General features: G+C 68.7%; 11 protein-coding genes. All 11 read right to left on the bottom strand.

The window, feature by feature from the left end; translation table 11 throughout:
* Positions 1-77 precede the first annotated feature (77 nt).
* Positions 78-4,661: a DUF5979 domain-containing protein gene (locus tag PU630_RS02395; RefSeq protein WP_275280001.1), complete on the bottom strand. Its 4,584-nt coding sequence runs from the start codon at positions 4,659-4,661 to the stop codon at positions 78-80.
* Between the two features lie 56 nt (positions 4,662-4,717).
* Positions 4,718-6,985, bottom strand: a complete 2,268-nt coding sequence (locus tag PU630_RS02390; protein WP_275278764.1) for a DUF5979 domain-containing protein — start codon at positions 6,983-6,985, stop codon at positions 4,718-4,720.
* Between the two features lie 193 nt (positions 6,986-7,178).
* A complete protein-coding gene (tuf, locus tag PU630_RS02385; RefSeq protein WP_275278763.1) occupies positions 7,179-8,369 on the bottom strand; it encodes an elongation factor Tu in 1,191 nt (396 codons plus the stop codon).
* Between the two features lie 164 nt (positions 8,370-8,533).
* Positions 8,534-10,648 carry an elongation factor G gene (gene fusA, locus PU630_RS02380; protein WP_275278762.1) on the bottom strand — a complete coding sequence of 705 codons (2,115 nt, stop codon included), beginning with the start codon at positions 10,646-10,648 and terminating at the stop codon, positions 8,534-8,536.
* Between the two features lie 108 nt (positions 10,649-10,756).
* Positions 10,757-11,227: a 30S ribosomal protein S7 gene (rpsG, locus tag PU630_RS02375; protein ID WP_275278761.1), complete on the bottom strand. Its 471-nt coding sequence runs from the start codon at positions 11,225-11,227 to the stop codon at positions 10,757-10,759.
* A gap of 5 nt (positions 11,228-11,232) precedes the next feature.
* Positions 11,233-11,601, bottom strand: coding sequence for a 30S ribosomal protein S12 (rpsL, locus tag PU630_RS02370; protein WP_275278760.1), 369 nt, complete (start codon positions 11,599-11,601; stop codon positions 11,233-11,235).
* Between the two features lie 331 nt (positions 11,602-11,932).
* Entirely contained in the window at positions 11,933-12,703 is a 771-nt protein-coding gene (locus PU630_RS02365) for a hypothetical protein (RefSeq protein WP_275278759.1), read from the bottom strand.
* Entirely contained in the window at positions 12,700-14,187 is a 1,488-nt protein-coding gene (locus PU630_RS02360; RefSeq protein ID WP_275278758.1) for a DUF5684 domain-containing protein, read from the bottom strand. The genes PU630_RS02365 and PU630_RS02360 overlap by 4 nt, the downstream gene beginning before the upstream one ends.
* On the bottom strand, positions 14,184-16,631 hold the full coding sequence (locus PU630_RS02355) for a transglutaminase-like domain-containing protein (RefSeq protein WP_275278757.1): 2,448 nt from the start codon (positions 16,629-16,631) through the stop codon (positions 14,184-14,186). Before PU630_RS02355 ends, PU630_RS02360 begins: the two co-directional genes overlap by 4 nt.
* A complete protein-coding gene (locus tag PU630_RS02350) occupies positions 16,628-18,058 on the bottom strand; it encodes a DUF58 domain-containing protein (protein WP_275278756.1) in 1,431 nt (476 codons plus the stop codon). Before PU630_RS02350 ends, PU630_RS02355 begins: the two co-directional genes overlap by 4 nt.
* Positions 18,055-19,020 (bottom strand): AAA family ATPase, encoded by a 966-nt coding sequence (locus PU630_RS02345; protein ID WP_275278755.1) that lies wholly within the window; start codon positions 19,018-19,020, stop codon positions 18,055-18,057. Before PU630_RS02345 ends, PU630_RS02350 begins: the two co-directional genes overlap by 4 nt.
* Positions 19,021-19,056: the final 36 nt, after the last annotated feature.

Here is a 19,056-nt window from a genome sequence, read left to right as displayed (position 1 = left end):
CTCCCTCCCTGTTCGGGGCGCCACGCGGCGCCGTTGTGTTCAGTATCGTGCCGACCGATGTCGCGGCGCCATCCCTCTCACGCCTTCCGGCGACGGACGATCATCAGACCGAGACCGACGAGCACCAGGACCAGGGCGACGGCGCCCACGCCCCAGGCGATCGTGCCGCCGGTGACGGGCAACTCGGGTGAGGGTGATGGTGTGGGACTCGGCGTCGGCGTGCCGCCGTTGGGAGGAATTGTCACCGTCGTCGTGCACCCGTCGCACGTGCCGCCGGATCCCGACGGATCGACGACGTTGCGCAGCGTCATAGCCTCGGCATCCTCGTTGACCCGCACGCGATACTGCACCGACGCCGACGCGTCCGGCTGCAGAGTCGGGATCGTCCAGGTCAGCGTCGTGCCCGCGCGGCTGAGCGCGTCGTCGAGGTCGCCGATCAGGTCGGCACCCGAGAGAACGTCGCTCAGGTCGTCGATCGCCTTCGCACCGGTGACGACCGCATCCGAGGTGTTTCGCGCGGTGAGGGTGTAGGTCACGACGTCACCGGGCTTCACGTCCGAGCCGCTCGGCGGGTCGGAACTCTTCGAGAGCGTCCAGGCCGGCGTCACGTGCGTCGTGGAACAGTCGGTGCAGTCGGTGGGCGGCACCTCGCCGTCGGCGGTGACCGCGTTGCGGATGGTGACGCCGTCGGCAGCCCGTTTGACGATCGCCTGATAGGTCAGGGTCAGCGGCTCGCCGGCACGAACGGTCCCGACATCCCATTCCAGAGCATCGGGTCTGAGCGAGGTCGTGCCCTGCGACGGCGTGATCGAATCCATCTGCAGACTCACGTGCGGATTCACGTCGCTGAGATCGTCGGTCACGACGACGTCGTCGACGAAGCCCACGTCGCCGGGCGTGACGGTCACGGTGTAGGTGATCGTCTGTCCCGGCTCGACAGTCGACCCGCTCGCGGGGTCGCTCGTCTTGGTGACCGAGTAACTGCCGATGGTTCGGGTGAGCTCGTTGACCGCGGCGACGAGGATGTCGACGCCGTCCTCGGTCGTGAACCTCACCGACGCCGCAGGACCCACGGGCGTGCTGGCCACTCCGATGACGGCGAGCGCGCTTGACCAGGTGTAGGAGGGGTCGGATGCCGCGGGCGGGTCCTGTTCGGTGACTGTGCAGTCAGCACCGGCTGCGATGGCCGGCGGGGAGTTCCACGCCTCCCCATCGGCGAGCTCGATAGTGCCGGGCCCGTCGGCCGGGTACAGATCGCCGTTCTGGGCTCGACACTGCCACGTGAAGGTGAACACCGATCCGGGAACGAGGCCCTCCGTGTCGCCGGTGACGGTCTTCGCGAGCGTGAAGGCGCCCACCAGGCGTTGCACGGTGTTCGTGACAGTGATGGTCGGGAACGCCTCGCCGGCATTCGGCGCGACGACGCTCTGCCCGAGGTCCACGGGGAGCCACGCGAACGACGGTGCGCCGGGGACCGGCTCATCCGGCCGGTTCTCGAGCGTCACGGAGCATTCCGATCCGACGAGGATGCCCGGGATCGTGACGACGCCGTCGTGCGCGACGGGACCCCATTCACCGGTCACCGGGTCGTCGTCTGCATATTGGCACACGTATTCGCCGGTGAAGGTCTGCATCCAATCGAGGTTCTGATCGAACGTGTTGGCGCCGGCGACGAGATTCTTCGTGACGGCGAATTCGGTGCGCACCCGGCTCGTCGAGTTGTGCACCGTCACCGATGCCGTCTCGTCGGCGACGGTCGAGACCTCGCCGCTGTCCGGCGTGTAGGTCGGCACGTTCCAGGTGAACGACCCGTCGGTCAGAACGCCGTCGTCGAGCGTATCCTCTTGCACTCTGCAGTCAGCAGTTGCCGGGATGACGTGATCTCCCGGGGCTGCGACGGTGGTGGAGCCGCCACCGGCGTCTGCCGTCCATCGGCCTGAGGCGACCGTCGCCCCGCCCAGGGTGCACGTCCACACGCCGGCCACCTGCAGCCCGTCGGGCAGAGCGGCCGATGCACCGTCGTAGGTCTTCTCGACGTGCAAGCCCGCCCACACGCGTTGCGCGCTGTTGGTCACCGTGAGCGCCGCGGGCTGGGCCGTCGACGTGACGACCGCAGCGTCCGAGAACTCGGGATCCTGCCATGCCCACGACCCATCGACGAGGCCCGCGTCGTCGAGTGCCGTTTCATCGATGGTGCAGCGTGAGGTGAGCGGGATCGCGGTGTCGCCGGTCAGCGTCGCCTCTCCGGCCCCCGTCACCGACCAGGAGCCCGAGTACGTCGCCTCGCCGTCTTCACCCTCGCGGTAGACGCACGCATACGTGCCGGTGAACGTCGCGTCGTCGGCGACCGCTGCAGGCGTCGAGATCAGCTTCGTCACCTGCACCGTCCCGGTGACCCGCGTGATCGTGTTCGTGACGTCGGCATGTGCCGTCTGCCCGGCGACGATCGTGACCGTGTCACCGGCATCGCCGTCGATCGCATAGTGGATGCCGCCCCAGGCATACGACGCGTCCAGAAGCAGGTTCGACGATGGCGAGAGCTCCGTGATCGTGCACGACCACCCTGCGGGAACATCGTCGATGAGGGTCACCGCGGCCTCGCCCGGGCGAACCGTCGCTTCGCGCTCGAGCCGCTGATCGTCACCGAGGGTGCAGGCGACGCCGACAGTGAATCCGGTGAAGCCGCTGCCGGGTGTGAAACCGGCGGTCGCGCCGCTGAGGTGCTTTTCGACATCGATCGATCCGGTGTGCCGGATGAGCGTGTTCGCCACACCCATGACGTTGTCGGCGTCGGTTGCCGACACGCTGGAGATGGGCGAGAACTGCACAGCGGACCATGCGTAAGACGGGTCGCTCGACGGGGTGCCGAGTGCGTCCTCACTCGCGGTGCACGTGCTCGTGAGCAGGATGCCGGCAGCGGGCACGCCCGTCAGCGTCGCCGGTTCGCTGGCCGTGCCTGACCACGTTCCCGTCACCGGATCGTCGTTGCCGTACTGGCAGCTCCAGGTTCCCGTGTACTCCTTGCCCGGGGCGATGACGCCGTTGAAGCCGTTGTCGTCGAACGTCTTCTGCAGCGCGATGGTGCCGCGCCGGCGCACTATCGCGTTCGTGACGGTCGTCGTGTACGTCGCATCGGCCGCGGTCACGTGGACGGGGTCGCCGTAGACCGGCGCTCCCCACGCGAAGGACGCGTCCCGCAGATCACCGTTGACCTGACCTTCGACGGCATGACAGGTTGCACCCAACGGCGCTTCCCAGGACTGGGTGCCCCCCACCGCGATGTTCTTGCTCGCAAGCGTGGTGTCGTCGCAAACGAGCCAGACGGGGAACGTCTTGCCCGTGTCGGTCAGGCCACCATCGGGGTCATCCAGCGACTTCTGCACGACCACGTGGGCCGTCTTCGGGCTGATGGCGTTGGTCGCGGTGACGGCGATCTCCGCATCTGAATCGGGGATCGTGAAGGTCGCCGTCGAGTTCTCGTCGGTGACGCCGTCGCCCGTATAGGACACACCGTCCCAGCTGAACGGATCGATGGCGTCCGGAGTGGATGTCTCCTCGACCGTGCATGACGCCCCGACCGGTATGTCTTCGGTGGGTGCCGCCGTGCCGCCGGCGGACATGCTGAGCACGCCCTGGAGAATCTCGCCGCCCTGGGCCTCGCACCGATAGGAGAAGGTGAACGGTCCTGTTCCGAAGGCCTCGCCGGGCGCGCCGCCGGTGACCGACTTGGTCACCGAGAACGAGCCGGTGACGCGGTCGAGCGCGTTCGTGATCGGCGCTGCCCCACCGCTCGCACCGACCGTCGTCGCGCCGGGGAGGGTCACGCCCCACGAGTATGACGGGTCGTCGTTTCCGGAGGGGTTCGCCGGGGCATCCTCCGTGACGGTGCATACCGAGCCGACATACACGTCGGCGGCGGGATCCAGCGTCGCCGGACCGCCGGCGGCGGGAGCAGACCACGTGCCCGACACTTCGGAATTACCGGCGTATGTGCACGACCAGGTGCCCGTGAAGTCGGCGGTCGGCGTGACGTTGGTCGTGTTGTTCACCGTCTTCGTGATGGTGAACGGGGCCCTCACCCGGGTGATGTCGTTCGTCACCGTCACCGGCTGTGGCGAAGTCGTCGCGGGGACGGTCACGTCCTGCGGGTCGGGGGCATCGGTCCATGCGAAGGAGCCGTCCGGCAGGCTCGCACTTCCCGACGGGGCCGACGTCTCGCTGACGGTGCACGCTGTTCCGATCGGCAGCAGCGGTGTCTGAGGCGTTTGCGGGTTCGGCCAGTTCACGACGAAGTCGGCGGCGTAGTCGGTCGTCTCTCCTTGCGCGGGCGCGTTGCACGTGACGTGGATCGTGAAGCTCGTTCCGGATTCCACCCGGTCACCGAAGTTCGCGATGTCCTTGGTCACCGCGATGCGGCTGAATCCGATGCGATTGTTGTTGGTGACGGTCACCGTCTTCGACCCGCCGGCGGGAATCGTCACGGTGCCGTTGGTGAGTCCCTCGTAGGTCGGAGCATCCCACACGTACCCTTCGTCGAGGAGATCGGCGGAGGGTGCCGTTTCCTGAACGCGACACACGTTGCGCGCGGGCACCTCGACAGTCTGCGCGCCGCCGTCCGCCAGCGTGACCGAGCCGGTCGTCTTGCCGCAGAGATAGGTGATCGTGAAGTCGTCACCGCTGCCGGTGTAGCCATCGCCGGTGACGACCTTGCGCAGTGTCAGATCGACGAGGTGCCGAATGAAGGTGTTCGTGACAGCGACCGTCGCGGTTCCAGACGCCGGGACAGTGACGAGGTCGGTGCGATCGACGTGCCGGCCCAGTCGTACTCCTCAGCAGCGAAATCACCGGTCTGTGTCTGCAAGGCGTCTTCGGTCACAACGCACGACGATGTCGCGGGAACCCCAGGGATCTCGGCGGGTGTGCCGGGTGTCACCGTCGTCGTACCGCTCGCCGTGGTCGACGCACCGATCGAGCAGGTGTAGTGGACCGTGAACTCCCGGCCGAGCCCACCCGTGTACCCGGTGACGGGGGTGCCGTCGTTCGCCGGTTCCACGGTCTTGGTGATCCGCAGCGTGCCGGTCTGCTGTGTGGCGGAGTTCGCGATGTTCACCCGCACGGCTCCGTCGGCGGGAATGATGACGGATGCCGCGGCCGGAGCGGCGTTCCACGCCCACGAGTCGTTCACCAGGCCCGTGGAGCCGCTGGGCACCGTCGTCTCGGTGACGGTGCAGTTGGCGCCCGCGGGCAGATCGGCCACGGTCTTGACGGCCCCGGCCTGCCCTTCGGTGTCGCTCGGGTTCACCGTCACGGTGCCCGTCACACCGCCGTCACACGTGTATCGCGCGGTGAATCCCATCGTGGCCCCACCGGTGTATCCGCCGTCCGGGGTCGTCGTCACGGTCTTGGTGATCTCCAGTGCACCGGTCTGGAAGGTGTTGGCGATGCGGCACGTGACGTTCTGGCCGTTCGCCAGACTGACCGCTCCCCCGGTGACGGGAACGGACTGATTGGGGTTGGCCGTCTGGAAGCAACTCCACGACCCCGCGACATAGCCGCTTGTCCGCGACGAGCCGTCGGGCACCTCCGACAGCGCATATGTCCCGGCGATGACCGATCGGTTCGTGATCGCCGGGTTCGGTGTGGTGTTGGTCTGCCCTGTCTGCCCCTCACCGGAGACGGCGGTCTGTCCGTCGATGCCCTGTGGCCGTGCCGTGAGCGTCCAGTTGAACGGGCTGGCGAGGTCACCCGGTTGCCCCGTCGTGACCACCTGCTTCTGCAGCGTCAAGGTCGCGCGCGGCGTATACGTGTTGACGAACGTGCATCTGATGGGAACGGCCGCGGCGTTCGACGTGGAGTAGTCGCCGTCGAACGTGACCGATTGGCCGGTGACGGTGCCGATCGGGTCACCCACGCCGTCCACGCACGTCAGAGTCGTGAACGACCAGGGTGCCGCCTGCGCACGCTCGGCGATGTTCACCGTCTGGCCGACCGCGAGGTTACGGGTCGTCACGGCGGCACCGGCCGTTCCGGTGCTCGTCGGGGTGAGCGAGAAAGCGCTGCCCCACAGCGAGCCGGCCAGCGTGCTGGAGGCGTCGAACGTGAACGCGGGGAGGGTGCCCGGCGCACCGTTGGGCGCTTCGGCCTGCTTGACGACGGTCAGGGTGCGCACCTGCTCGAGCGACGCATACAGGCACCCGTACGTCGTGGTGCCTTCCACGGTGCTGAACGAATTGATCACGTTCGTCGTCGAGGCGACAGTGGCGTTGCAGGTGTTGCCCTGGCCCTGTGGGGCGGTGAAGCCGAACACGACGAGCGTGTACTGGATGCCGTCGACGGTGATCTGCTGCTGCGAGATCTGATTGGTGAAGTCGAGCAGATCGTTGTTGAGCGGGTTCTCCGGCGGCGTTGCATTGTTCGTCGTCTCGTGCAGCCGCCATTGGTAGGTCAGCGTCGTCGAGAGGAACCGGATGTTCATATCGCCGCGGAACCAGCTGTTGCTGTTGTAGACCGGCCGATTGATGTGGACCATCCGGCCGACGTTGAAGATGGTGCCGGTCTCGACAGCGCCCACTGAGCGAGGCGAAAAGCCGATGGTGCTCTGGTTGCTCAGGGCGATCCCCTGGCTGGCGGCTTGGCACGTCGACGTGTCGTTACCGCTGCGCCCGTGAGCGACGAGGGCCGTGGTTCCCGCGCTCACCCAGGCGGTGTTTCCGTTCTGGTAGGGGGAGGTTCCGTTGTTGCCGCCGGTGTTGGGAGCTCCACCCGTGATCGTCCCGTCCGCGGCGACGCCATACCGCGTGCAGTCGTTCGCCTGCGGGCTCGCGTTGCCTGTGCCGCCCGGCGCGCCCTGGCCGGTCCACCCGGATTGGTTGGCCATTCGCGCCTCGATGGCGCCGACGTTCACCGTCGCGGCGGAGGCGGCATCCGCCCCCGCTGTCAGCTCGCCGACCGTGAACGCTGACGCGAGCGCGGCGATCAAGACCATCACTGTTCCGAACGAGAGCGCGCGAGTCGCGCGCTGCGGCGGTCGACTCACAGATGCAACACGAGACACAGTCGGAGGCTACAGTCCATTTCCCGCACGCGAAAGGGTGTGGAAAACCGGACGACCCCGCCCGGGCAGACGAAAAGGGCCGGAGCCCGAAGGATCCGACCCTTTTCGCAGTGGAGTCAGAGACTCACTTGTTGATCTTGGTCACCGTGCCGGCGCCGACGGTGCGGCCACCCTCACGGATCGCGAAGCCGAGGCCCTCTTCCATGGCGATCGGCTGAATGAGCTCGACCGACATGTCGGTCGTGTCGCCGGGCATGACCATCTCGGTGCCCTCGGGCAACGAGATGACGCCGGTGACGTCCGTGGTGCGGAAGTAGAACTGCGGACGGTAGTTCGTGTAGAAGGGGTTGTGACGGCCACCCTCGTCCTTGGACAGGATGTACGCCGTGCCCTCGAAGTTGGTGTGCGGGGTCACCGAGCCGGGCTTGGCGACGACCTGGCCGCGCTCGACCTCGTCGCGCTTGGTGCCGCGGAGGAGCAGACCACAGTTCTCGCCGGCCCAGGCCTCGTCGAGCTGCTTGTGGAACATCTCGATACCGGTGACGGTCGTCTTCTGCGTCGGACGCAGACCCACGATCTCGACCTCGGAGTTGATGGCCAGCGTGCCACGCTCGGCGCGGCCGGTGACGACGGTGCCACGACCGGTGATCGTGAAAACGTCCTCGATCGGCATGAGGAACGGCTTGTCCTTGTCGCGCACCGGGTCGGGGATCGACTCGTCGACGGCCTCCATGAGGTCGAGGATCGACTGCGTCCACTTCTCGTCGCCCTCGAGCGCCTTCAGCGCCGAGACGCGCACGACGGGGGCGTCCTCAGCGAAGCCCTGGCTGGCGAGCAGCTCGCGGACCTCGAGCTCGACGAGCTCCAGGATCTCCTCGTCGTCGACCGCGTCGGACTTGTTCAGCGCGACGAGCAGGTACGGAACACCGACCTGCTTGGCGAGCAGAACGTGCTCACGGGTCTGCGCCATCGGGCCGTCGGTGGCGGCGACCACGAGGATCGCGCCGTCCATCTGAGCGGCACCGGTGATCATGTTCTTGACGTAGTCAGCGTGGCCCGGGGCGTCCACGTGAGCGTAGTGGCGCTTCGGGGTCTCGTACTCGATGTGCGAGATGTTGATCGTGATGCCGCGCTGACGCTCTTCGGGAGCGGAGTCGATCGACGAGAAGTCACGGATGACGTTGACATCCGACGGGTACTTGTCGGCGAGCACCTTGGAGATCGCGGCAGACAGCGTGGTCTTGCCGTGGTCGACGTGCCCGATCGTTCCGATGTTCACGTGCGGCTTGGTCCGCTCGAACTTGGCCTTAGCCACTGGGTCCTCCTCAGGACGGTCGTGTAGAGATTCCGGGCACTGGATTGCGACCGGCTCGCTACGGGGATGTCTCTCAGTCTAGTAGAGAGGGTTCTGGTTCTTTGATGTGAAGTTGTGAGGGGTGGATGCCGCGGGCCGAAGACCGACCCGCGGCATCCGGACGATCACTCGCCCTTGGTCTTCTGGATGATCTCGTCGGCCACGGCGCGAGGAACCTCGGCGTAGCTGTCGAACTCCATCGAGTAGACGGCGCGACCACTGGTCTTCGACCGGAGGTCGCCGATGTAGCCGAACATCTCCGACAGCGGGACGAGCGCGCGAACAACCTTCACGCCCTGCGCGTCCTCCATCGCCTGGATCTGTCCACGGCGGCTGTTCAGGTCGCCGATGACGTCGCCCATGTACTCCTCGGGCGTACGTACCTCGACAGCCATGAGCGGCTCGAGGATGACGGGGTTCGCCTTGCGGACGGCCTCCTTGAAGCCCATCGAACCGGCGATCTTGAACGCCATCTCCGACGAGTCGACGTCGTGCGAGGCACCGTCGTTGAGGATCGCCTTCACGCCGACCATCGGGTAGCCGGCCAGCACGCCGACCTGCATGGCGTCCTGGAAGCCCTGGTTGGTGGGCTCGATGTACTCGCGCGGGATCCGGCCACCGGTGACCTTGTTCTCGAACTCGTACGTCTTGTCGGCCGTGACCTCGAGGGGCTCGAGCGCGAACTGGATCTTCGCGAACTGGCCCGAACCACCGGTCTGCTTCTTGTGCGTGTAGTCGTGACGCTCGACGGCCTTGCGGATCGTCTCGCGGTACGCCACCTGCGGCTTGCCGACGTTGGCCTCGACCTTGAACTCGCGCTTCATGCGGTCCACGAGGATGTCGAGGTGCAGCTCGCCCATCCCCTTGATGGTCGTCTGACCGGTCTCGGAGTTCTGCTCGACGCGGAACGTCGGGTCCTCTTCGGCGAGCTTCTGGATGGCGACACCCAGCTTCTCCTGGTCGGCCTTGGTCTTCGGCTCGATGGCCACCTCGATGACCGGCTCGGGGAACGTCATGGACTCGAGCACGACGGGCGCGCTCGGGTCGGCCAGGGTGTCACCGGTGGTGGTGTCCTTCAGGCCGATCACGGCGTAGATGTGACCCGCGGTGACCGCGTCGACCGGGTTCTCCTTGTTGGCGTGCATCTGGAAGATCTTGCCGATGCGCTCCTTCTTGCCCTTGGTCGCGTTGATGACCTGGGCGCCGGAGTCGACGTGACCGGAGTACACGCGCACATAGGTGAGGCGGCCGAAGAACGGGTGCACCGCGATCTTGAACGCGAGAGCGGCGAACGGCTCGTCGCGGCTCGGGTGGCGCTCGATGATCTTCTCTTCGTCCTTGGGGTCGTGCGCCTCGATGGCGGGCACGTCCTCGGGCGAGGGCAGGTAGTCGACGACCGCATCGAGCATCGGCTGCACGCCGCGGTTCTTGAACGCCGAGCCGCACAGCACGGGGTACAGCTCGCCGCCGACCGTGAGCTTGCGGATGGCGCCCTTGATCTCGGCGATCGTGAGCTCTTCGCCGCCGAAGTACTTCTCCAGCAGCGCCTCGTCGGACTCGGCGACGGTCTCGAGCAGCTTCTCGCGGTACTCCTGCGCCTTCTCGACGAGGTCGGCGGGGATCTCCTGCACCTCGTACTTGGCGCCCATGGTCACGTCACCCTTGGCATCGCCGGGCCAGACCAGCGCACGCATCTCGATGAGGTCGACGACGCCGACGAAGTCGTTCTCGGCGCCGATCGGCAGCTGAAGAACGAGCGGCTTTGCCTTCAGGCGGTTGACGATGGTGTCGACCGTGAAGTAGAAGTCGGCGCCCATCTTGTCCATCTTGTTGACGAAGCAGATGCGCGGCACGTCGTACTTGTCGGCCTGACGCCAGACGGTCTCGGACTGGGGCTCAACGCCCTCCTTGCCGTCGAAAACGGCGACCGCACCGTCGAGCACGCGCAGCGAGCGCTCCACCTCGACCGTGAAGTCGACGTGGCCGGGGGTGTCGATGATGTTGACCTGGGTGCCGTTCCAGAAGCAGGTCACCGCGGCGGAGGTGATGGTGATGCCGCGCTCCTGCTCCTGCTCCATCCAGTCGGTCGTCGAGGCGCCGTCGTGCGTCTCGCCGATCTTGTGGTTGACGCCCGTGTAGAAGAGGATGCGCTCGGTCGTCGTCGTCTTGCCGGCATCGATGTGCGCCATGATGCCGATGTTGCGGACCTTCTTGAGGTCGGTGAGCACGTCTTGTGCCACGGGATGTCTTCCTTGTCTTTACTCGGTCGTTGAGCGAGCGGCGTCAGCCGCGAGTCGAAACGCGTTCGACTCGGCCGTGCGGCCTCGCTCAACGACCGGGGGTGAGTGTTACCAGCGGTAATGTGCGAACGCGCGGTTCGACTCGGCCATCTTGTGGGTGTCTTCGCGGCGCTTGACCGCGGCACCGAGGCCGTTCGAGGCATCCAGGATCTCGTTCTGGAGACGCTCGGTCATCGTCTTCTCGCGACGGCCCTTCGCGTAGCTGACCAGCCACCGCAGGGCGAGAGTGTTGGCGCGGTGAGGCTTGACCTCTACCGGCACCTGGTAGGTCGAGCCACCGACACGGCGGCTCTTGACCTCGAGCGTGGGGCGCACGTTGTCGAGCGCCTTCTTCAGCGTGGCGACGGCGTCCTGGCCGTTCTTCGCCTCGACACCCTGCAGGGCGCCGTAGACGATCGACTCGGCGAGGGACTTCTTGCCGTCCACGAGGATCTTGTTGACCAGCTGCGAGACGACGGGTGCGCCGTAGACCGGGTCGTTGACAACGGGGCGCTTGGGGGCCGGACCCTTACGAGGCATCTAACTCAACCCTTCTTCGCGCCGTAGTGGGAACGGCCCTGCTTGCGGTTCTTGACGGCCTGGGTGTCCAGAGCGCCGCGAACGATCTTGTAGCGCACACCGGGGAGGTCCTTCACACGACCGCCGCGGATGAGCACGAGCGAGTGCTCCTGCAGGTTGTGACCCTCACCCGGGATGTACGCCGTGACCTCGGTCCCGTTGCGGAGCTTCACACGGGCGACCTTGCGCATCGCCGAGTTCGGCTTCTTCGGAGTGGTCGTGTACACGCGGGTGCACACGCCGGCCTGCTGCGGGTTCGACTTCAGCGCGGGAGCCTTGGTCTTGGAGACCTTCGGCGACCGCCCCTTGCGAACCAACTGCTGAATGGTTGGCACGTTCTTCCTTCTTTTCTGTGCTGCACGGTGACAGCGCGTGGTTTCACCACAGATCCACCGGCACGACAGGATGGCGTCGAGCTGTTCGTGGTGGATATGCCGTGGGGGTGGCCTGTTCACAGGCCGGTCCCGGATCTGTGCGGGCCCGACTCCCCCGGTCCTGCGCCGAGGCACAGTCGAAGGGGCGCATGAGCGCACACTGTGTCAATGATACGCGTCGATGGCCGGACTGGTCAAACGCGGCGGGTCATGCCGGCGCCGGGACGACCTCCTGCGCCGGCGCCGCCGGGAGCGGGCGCATGCTGGTGCGTCAGAATGCCGGAAGGCGTGACTACGGCAGCGTGAGCAGGACGACCAGCAGCACGACGCCGAGGGCTGCGACGAGTCCGACGGCGGCCGTCACGAGCAGCGCCCCGCGTGTGCGCGAGGATCGCGCAGCATGCTGCTGCGCGGCGGTGTCGACGTACTCCTGGGGCGCCTGCGGTGCGGGGGTTGCACGCTCCACCCGCACCGGCGCATCCGCACGGGGCCGGTAGATCGCGCGGGTGGGTGCGCCGTCGGCGGCGGCGCGCTCTCGCGGCGGGATGACGGCGTGCGGGATGCTGCGGCTCGCCGCCTCCGCGGCCCGGGCCGAGACGAGCGTGTCATCGAGCGGGTCATCAGCGACGTCCGGGACGGCAGCCGTCGCCCGTCGCCGAACCGGAACGGTGCGGTCGTCGACGGGAGTCGCCGCGCGGCGGCGCGGAACGCGCGCGGTGTCGTCGGTGTCGTCGTCCGGCTCGGCCTGCGCCGGAGCGTCCGCGGCACGGTGCACGCGCATGGTGTGGTCGTCGGGGTCGTCCGCGAGGACGGCCCCAGCGGCATCCACCGATCGAGCCCGCCCCGCCGACACCGCCGTGTCATCGAGGTCGTCGTCCTCCGGCGCGGCGTCGGCGAGCTGCGAGCCACCAGGGGCAACACCCCGCCGACGCGAGATGCGCGTGTCGGCGAGGTCGTCGTCCTCCGGCACAGCGTCGGGCAGCCGCGAGCCACCAGGCGCAACACCCCGCCGACGCGAAATGCGCGTGTCGTCGAGGTCGTCGTCGTCCGGTGCGGGGGTCACTGGTCGTCGCGCTCCATCGCCAGCTCGGCGTCGCCGAGCAGGAAGCGCCCGAGCACGGGCAGCGGGCGGTACGGCTCCACATCGATCTCGGTGCCGTCCTCGTCGATGATGACGACGCCGTTGGTCGAGTCGAGGTCGGTGATCGCCCAGAGCGTGTCGTCCTTCAGCTCGAGGCGGGCGTGCGTCTTCGAGACGGTGCGCGTCTCGTCGACGATGGAGACCAGCTGCGCGTTCGGGAACGCGGGGTCGCGTGTGGGACGACGACCGATGATGATGACGTCCTGCTGGATCGCGATGGGCGCGCCCAGCGGCGGCACCAGCATCCACGGCGTGCGCCGGCGTGAGGCGATGATCGTCTCATCGAACGCGTCGTCGGGATCGGGCAGCTCGGGCGCCTGCCGCAGTGCCGACACCGACGAGCGCGCCGACATCGGCGCGCCCAGCGACGGGGCCCCCGCGACGGCAGAAACCTCGCCCGAGGTGTCGGAGAACGCGGTCGGGTCGAACGGACGCATCTGCGGCGGCGCGGTCGGCGCGGGCGGCGCCCAGGGGTTCGCCGCGGGCGCGGGCTCGCTCCACTCCGGAACGTCGTGGATCGGCGCCTGAGCACGGACATCGTCGGCCGGCTCGGCGTCGTCGCCGGGCGCGGCCGCACGACGCGGGCCCACCTGCGAGTCTTCGGTCGCGGCGGGGATGATCTGCACGGTCCCGGTGAACGGCCCTGCCACGCGGGGCTGTCGCGCGGCGTCGACAGGACCGTCGAGGTCGTCGTCACCGGCGGCGCCGGTCGGTGCCGCCGGCGCGAAGCCGGCGAAGGACGAGGCGGGCGTCACGGGCGCCGGGCGGGGTGTCTCGCCGAGCGGCGACGACGCCGTCGGTGCCGAGACGGCGGGAGCGGATGCCGCGGGAGCCGCGACGGGGCCCGTAGGCGCCGGAGCCTGGGCACGCGCCGGGGTGCTTCCGGCGCCCGCAGGGGCCCACGCGGGGAAACCGCTGGACTGCGGAGGGACCGGGGGCGCCGGGCGTACCGCCGAGGGCATCGGCGCACGCCAGGCGTCGAACGACTGCGGTTCACTGCGCTGGACACCCGCCCCGCGCGGAGCGACCTCGCGCGCCGAGACCCAGCGGTTGCGCCCCCATGCGATGACCGAGGCCCACACCGGGAACAGCAGGGCGGCGAGCACCGTCATCCCCGCGCCGTAGCCGAAACGGGTTCCGATGCGGTGGCACGCGATGACCAGCACCACGTAGACGACCAGCGAACCGCCCGGGATGATCAGCAGCAGGACCCACCACCAGGCGAAGCCGCCCAGCTCGAGCAGGACCACCGTGTTCAGGACCGGCACCCAACCCTTCCAGCCTTCTTCGCCCGCCTTGCTGAACACCGCCTGCAGGGCCAGCCCGATCCAGAGATACATCGCGATGATCGGCACCAGCGATATCAGGGACACCGCGATGAGCGTGGAGATGTCGATGTTCGTCATTCGTCAGCGGACGCCGCCATACGGCCGCGCCCCCTCCTCTCGGTACCCCGGGTGAACGATTTCAAAGATACGGCCGCGAGCATGCGCCGCCATAACGGAAGGGATGCCGCCATCCGACGGCGCTCGTCGTCGACGATGTCCCAGAAGCGCGCCGACTCCTCCTCGGTGAGCGCGGCATCCGAGAACACCGCCCGGTCTGCTTCGACGGCGAGGGTCGCCGCAGCGGGCGATTCGTGACCCGCCGCAACCTCCGTGCGCGTCGCGTTCGACGGCGTCGGGCGCCCGTGGTCGGCGGCGGCGTCGAGGTATTCGTCCCACCCGCCGACAACGCGTGCGCGGGGCGAGCGGTCCCGGCGGCGGCTGCGCCGCCGTGCAGCCTTGGCGGCGACGATCGCCGCGAACGGCCCGAACAGCACCAGCGCACCGGCCAGAGCCATGCCACCGATCCGCAGCGCCGCCCACAGTCCGCTGAGGTCGGCCTGATCGTCGTCGTGTCGCGGCGAGTCGCTCGAATCCTGCTTCGTCGGGTCGGGCGGATCAACCTCTTCCGCATTCTGGGAACGGACCTCGGTCGGATTCTCGGGATCGCGCAGCTTCGTGACGACGGTGTCGGCCCCTTCGGTGTGCTGGGGTGTCACGTCAACCGGAATCCACTGGCCGGCGGCATCCCGCACCTCCGTCCAGGCCGTGATGTCTCCGCCGGTGCACACCCCGTCGTCGCAGACGGTGAGGTCGTCTCCGGCGGCCGACAGCCGTGCGCCGACGACCACCCGTGCCGGAAACCCGAGCTGCTCGGCGATGAGCGAGACAGCCACGGCGAACTGCTCGTCATCGCCGGTGGCGGCCACGAGCGAGCCGGCCGAGTCGTCGGCCTGACGGGCCAGCAGATCGCGGAACATCGCGTCGACGCGGGCCAGCGAGTGCCCTGCTGCGCTGGGCTGGAAGACGTAACCGCCGCCGAGCGCGGACATCCACTTCGCCCCGCCGTCGGGGACGGAGAGAGCATGGCTGAGGTAGCCGCGCTCGCGCAGCGCCTGCACGAGCGACGCGAGCCCGGCACCGCCGGAGCCGGCGTCTTGCTTCTCGATCCAGGACTTCACGCTGTCGGGGATCGCCACCGCGGCGGATGCTCCCGGCGCCTGTGCGTTCGCCAGATCGGGAACGGTCGGCGAGGTCGCGGTGAGCGTGTAGCTGAGTCCTTCGGCGGTGCCGCCGGTCACCACGCCCGCCTCGCCCGCGGCGTCGTAGTAGAAAGCATCGGCGGCAGAGTCGGCATCCTCACCCGTGAAACGCACCTGTTCGAGGGCACCGAACGTCGGCAGCCAGATGCCTCGCAGACCCTCGACCGTGACCCGGACCGTCGACTCGGTGCCGGCGGCGGCGCTGCGGCGCGAGGGCACCCGCACGAAGCGCGCGTCGGCGTCCGACACCGACACCCGGTATTCGGCTCCGTCATAGGAGGTGAGCGTGGCGAGCCGGATGCGATCGGGCAGCGGCCCGTCGACGGCGCTCACCGTGAACAGCGGAGCGTCGACGGTGTCGTCGGCGAAATTCGTACGGTAGTCGGTGAGCGGGCTGATGGCCTCGCTGATGGTCTGGCTCGGGCCTATGCCGCTGCGCAGCACGTCACGCGAGCGCACGTCGGCGATCGCCGGGGTCACGACCGCACCGGCTGCGACGGCGACCGCGACCATGCCGGCGGCCAGCGCCGTGCGGCGCACGTCGGCGGCACGACGACGGCGCGACAGCCGTACGCCGCTGCTCTGAGCCGCGCGCATCAGCGCGGCCTGACGGGCGGCGGCGGCACGCCACGCCAGCCACACGAGGGAGATGACGAGGGCCAGGATGCCGCAGCCGAGCTCACGCGGGGCGCCGATCGTGAGCGGACCCAGCGTGATCGGGCCACTGGTCACGGTGCGCCCGAACAGCAGCCCGAACGCCGACATGACCAACGCGATGAGGGCGGCGACGGAACCGTGCGGGCGGGCACGCCAGGCCAGGCGGAGTGTGCCCAGCGTGCCGGCGACGAACACGATGACGGCGGGCACGAGCAGGTTGCGGTAGGTGCCGACGGGCAGATCGACCGTGACGAGGTCCTTCCAGCCGGTGACCGCACCGGTGAGCAGGTCGCGCAGCGAGATCGGCAGAGCGGCCGGGCTTGCCGGCGGCACCGCGAGCGCGAGTCCGATGACGGCGATCGCGACCACCGTGACGACGACGGTGAGCCAACCCGCCCAGCGCCAGATGGTGGCGGCCGCCGAGATCAGCAGCGCGACGAGAACGCCGACGCCGGCCACGAGGAGGAATCGCGCGTCGCCGTAGACGGGCCAGGCCGCCAGCGCGGCGACGGCCGCCATCGCCACGGCGTATGCGGTGCCGGTGGCGACGTATCGCGTGCGCAGGGCCGCGAAGCCGCGGGCCTCCTCGTCGGCGCGGCGGATCATCCTGTCGCCCCCGCTCCGGTCATCAGCGACGTCTGCGTCCCGCGGATCATGAGGCCGGCGAGGTCGTCGAGCAGCCCCACGGTCATGACGGTCAGCCCGCCGAGCGGCCGTGTGCGCGGGTGCGCCTTCTCATCGCATACGACGCCGACGACGGCGGTGGCGGAGGAGAACGCGAGCGCCGCCTGCCGCAACTGCCGGGGCGTCGTCTGCGATCCGCAGACGACGAAGGCGAGCGAGAGCGTGTCGGAGGCCTCCACCGCCAGGCGGCACACCTCGGGCAAGGGCATGGTGCTCTCCAGGGCGTTCAGCCGCGAGAACCCGTCGAGCAGGCCGCGCGGTGTGCCGGCCTGCAGCACCTCGATCGACCGCATCCGGCCGCGCACCATCTTCGGGATGGCAGAGCCCGTGACCACGTCGATGTCGCGCCCGTCGCGCACCGCCTGCACGCCGAGCGAGGCGGCGGCACTCACGGCGAGCTCGAACTCGTCGTCGGTGGCGTACTCCGTCTCGGCGAGGCTGAGGATCACGGCCAGCCGCGACCGGCGCGTCTCTTCGAACTGGCGGACCATCAGTCGCCCGGTCTTCGCCGTCGACTTCCAGTGGATCTGGCGACGCGCATCACCGGGCACATACTCGCGGATCGCGTGGAACGACATGTCGGCGTCGACGATGCGCCGTGAGGGATTTCCCTCGAGGTCGCGGATCATTCCGGCGCTCGTTCCGGGGACCATGGCGGTGCGGGGGTGCACGTAGATCTCGTGCCGCTCGTCCCACTCGTGCTCGTGCCGCAGCAATCCGACAGGATCGGTGCGCACCGCGGTGGGCGGGCCGACGGTGATCACGCCGCGGCGCATCGCAGGGATCGAGACGGGCTGCTCGGTCTCGTGCCCCGGCCGCAGCAAGGGGACGCCGAGCTCGACAAGTCCCTGTCCAACGGGCAGGTCGACACGCCCCGGCAGGGTAGTGCGGCCGCCGGTGTTGCGGATCACGATCTGCCCGTCGAGCGGATCGCCGGCGACCACCCGCTCATGCGGCAGGTGCACTGCGACGTCGTATCCGCGCGCGCCGAACAGGAACGGCACGCTCATCACCAGCAGGGCGAGCGAGGCGAACCCTGCCACGAGCGCCTCGACCCAGCCGAACACCCAGCCGAGCGTGAGCCCCACGGTCGCCAGTGCCACCACGAGCCAGCCGGCCGGCGTGACGGTCCGGGCGAGCCAGGCTGCGGCGGTCTTCGTGCCGGTCTGCGCTGCACGCGCCGCCGTCAGCGCCGTGACGATCGCGCGCACCAGGCTGCTGCGCCGCCGGTCGGTGACCTGGGTGCGCCGTGTCGTCGTGCCGTCGGGCGCGGTCAAGCCCCCGAGGGTGGTGGTGGTCCCCTCAGGGAATGCGGTGTACGCGGCGCGGGTGGTCTGGCGAGGGCTCATGCACCCTCGCGCTGGGTGGGCGGCGGAACATCCAGGAGGATCTGCCCGATGACCGCGTCAGCGGTGACTCCGTCGAACTCGGCCTCGGGGTGCACGATGAGACGGTGCGAGAGCACCGGCACCGCGAGCGCCTTCACGTCGTCGGGCGTGGCGTAGGTGCGGCCCTGCGAGATGGCGCGCGTGCGCGTGGCCCGGGTGAGTGCCAGGGCGCCGCGGATGCTGACACCCAGCCGCACCTGCTCGGCTGAGCGCGTCGCATCGACGATGCGGGCGATGTAGTCGAGCACCAGCGCGTTCGCGTATACCTCGCGCGCGAGGTCGGCCATGCCGACGAGTGCCTGCGGCGTGATCACCGGATCGAGCTTCGAGGTCGGCACGGCCGCGCCGTCGAGGATGCGCACGGTTGCCGCGTGATCGGGGTAGCCCAGCGACGTCTTCATCATGAAGCGGTCGAGCTGCGCTTCGGGCAGCCGGTAGGTGCCGGCCTGCTCGACGGGGTTCTGCGTGGCCAGCACGAGGAACGGCACGCCCACCGGACGTGTGACGCCGTCGATGGTGACCTTGCCCTCCTCCATCACCTCGAGCAGTGCCGCCTGGGTCTTCGGGCTCGCCCGGTTGATCTCGTCGGCCAGCACGATGTTCGCGAAGACGGGACCTGAGTGGAACTCGAACACACCCGTCTTCTGGTCGTACACCGTGATGCCGGTGATGTCGCCCGGCAGCAGATCGGGAGTGAATTGGATGCGGGTGTTCGTCCCCTGCACCGACGACGCCAGTGCGCGGGCCAGGGAGGTCTTGCCGGTGCCGGGCACGTCTTCGAGCAGCACGTGACCGTCGCTCAGCATCGCGACCAGGACCAGCTCGATGACGTGGCGCTTTCCGAGCACGGCGTGCTCGACGTTCTCGGCGAGCTGCCGGAACGTGTCGGCGAACCACGTGGCCTGTTCCTGGGGGATCGTCATTCGTGTCTTCCTGTCGGGATGGGGAGTGGGATGGAT

The organism is Microbacterium horticulturae (assembly GCF_029094505.1).
Lineage (GTDB): Bacteria > Actinomycetota > Actinomycetes > Actinomycetales > Microbacteriaceae > Microbacterium > Microbacterium horticulturae.
Note: the sequence above shows the minus strand (reverse complement) of the source record. Positions and strands in the feature narration are given on the sequence as shown.

What these genes read in the sequence shown, in the direction of transcription:
- PU630_RS02390 (WP_275278764.1), bottom strand. Translation starts at nt 6,985, where the DNA reads ATGGTCTTGATCGCCGCGCTCGCGTCAGCGTTCACGGTCGGCGAGCTG.
- rpsG (WP_275278761.1), bottom strand. Translation starts at nt 11,227, where the DNA reads ATGCCTCGTAAGGGTCCGGCCCCCAAGCGCCCCGTTGTCAACGACCCG.
- PU630_RS02360 (WP_275278758.1), bottom strand. Translation starts at nt 14,187, where the DNA reads ATGACGAACATCGACATCTCCACGCTCATCGCGGTGTCCCTGATATCG.
- PU630_RS02355 (WP_275278757.1), bottom strand. Translation starts at nt 16,631, where the DNA reads ATGATCCGCCGCGCCGACGAGGAGGCCCGCGGCTTCGCGGCCCTGCGC.
- PU630_RS02350 (WP_275278756.1), bottom strand. Translation starts at nt 18,058, where the DNA reads ATGAGCCCTCGCCAGACCACCCGCGCCGCGTACACCGCATTCCCTGAG.
- PU630_RS02345 (WP_275278755.1), bottom strand. Translation starts at nt 19,020, where the DNA reads ATGACGATCCCCCAGGAACAGGCCACGTGGTTCGCCGACACGTTCCGG.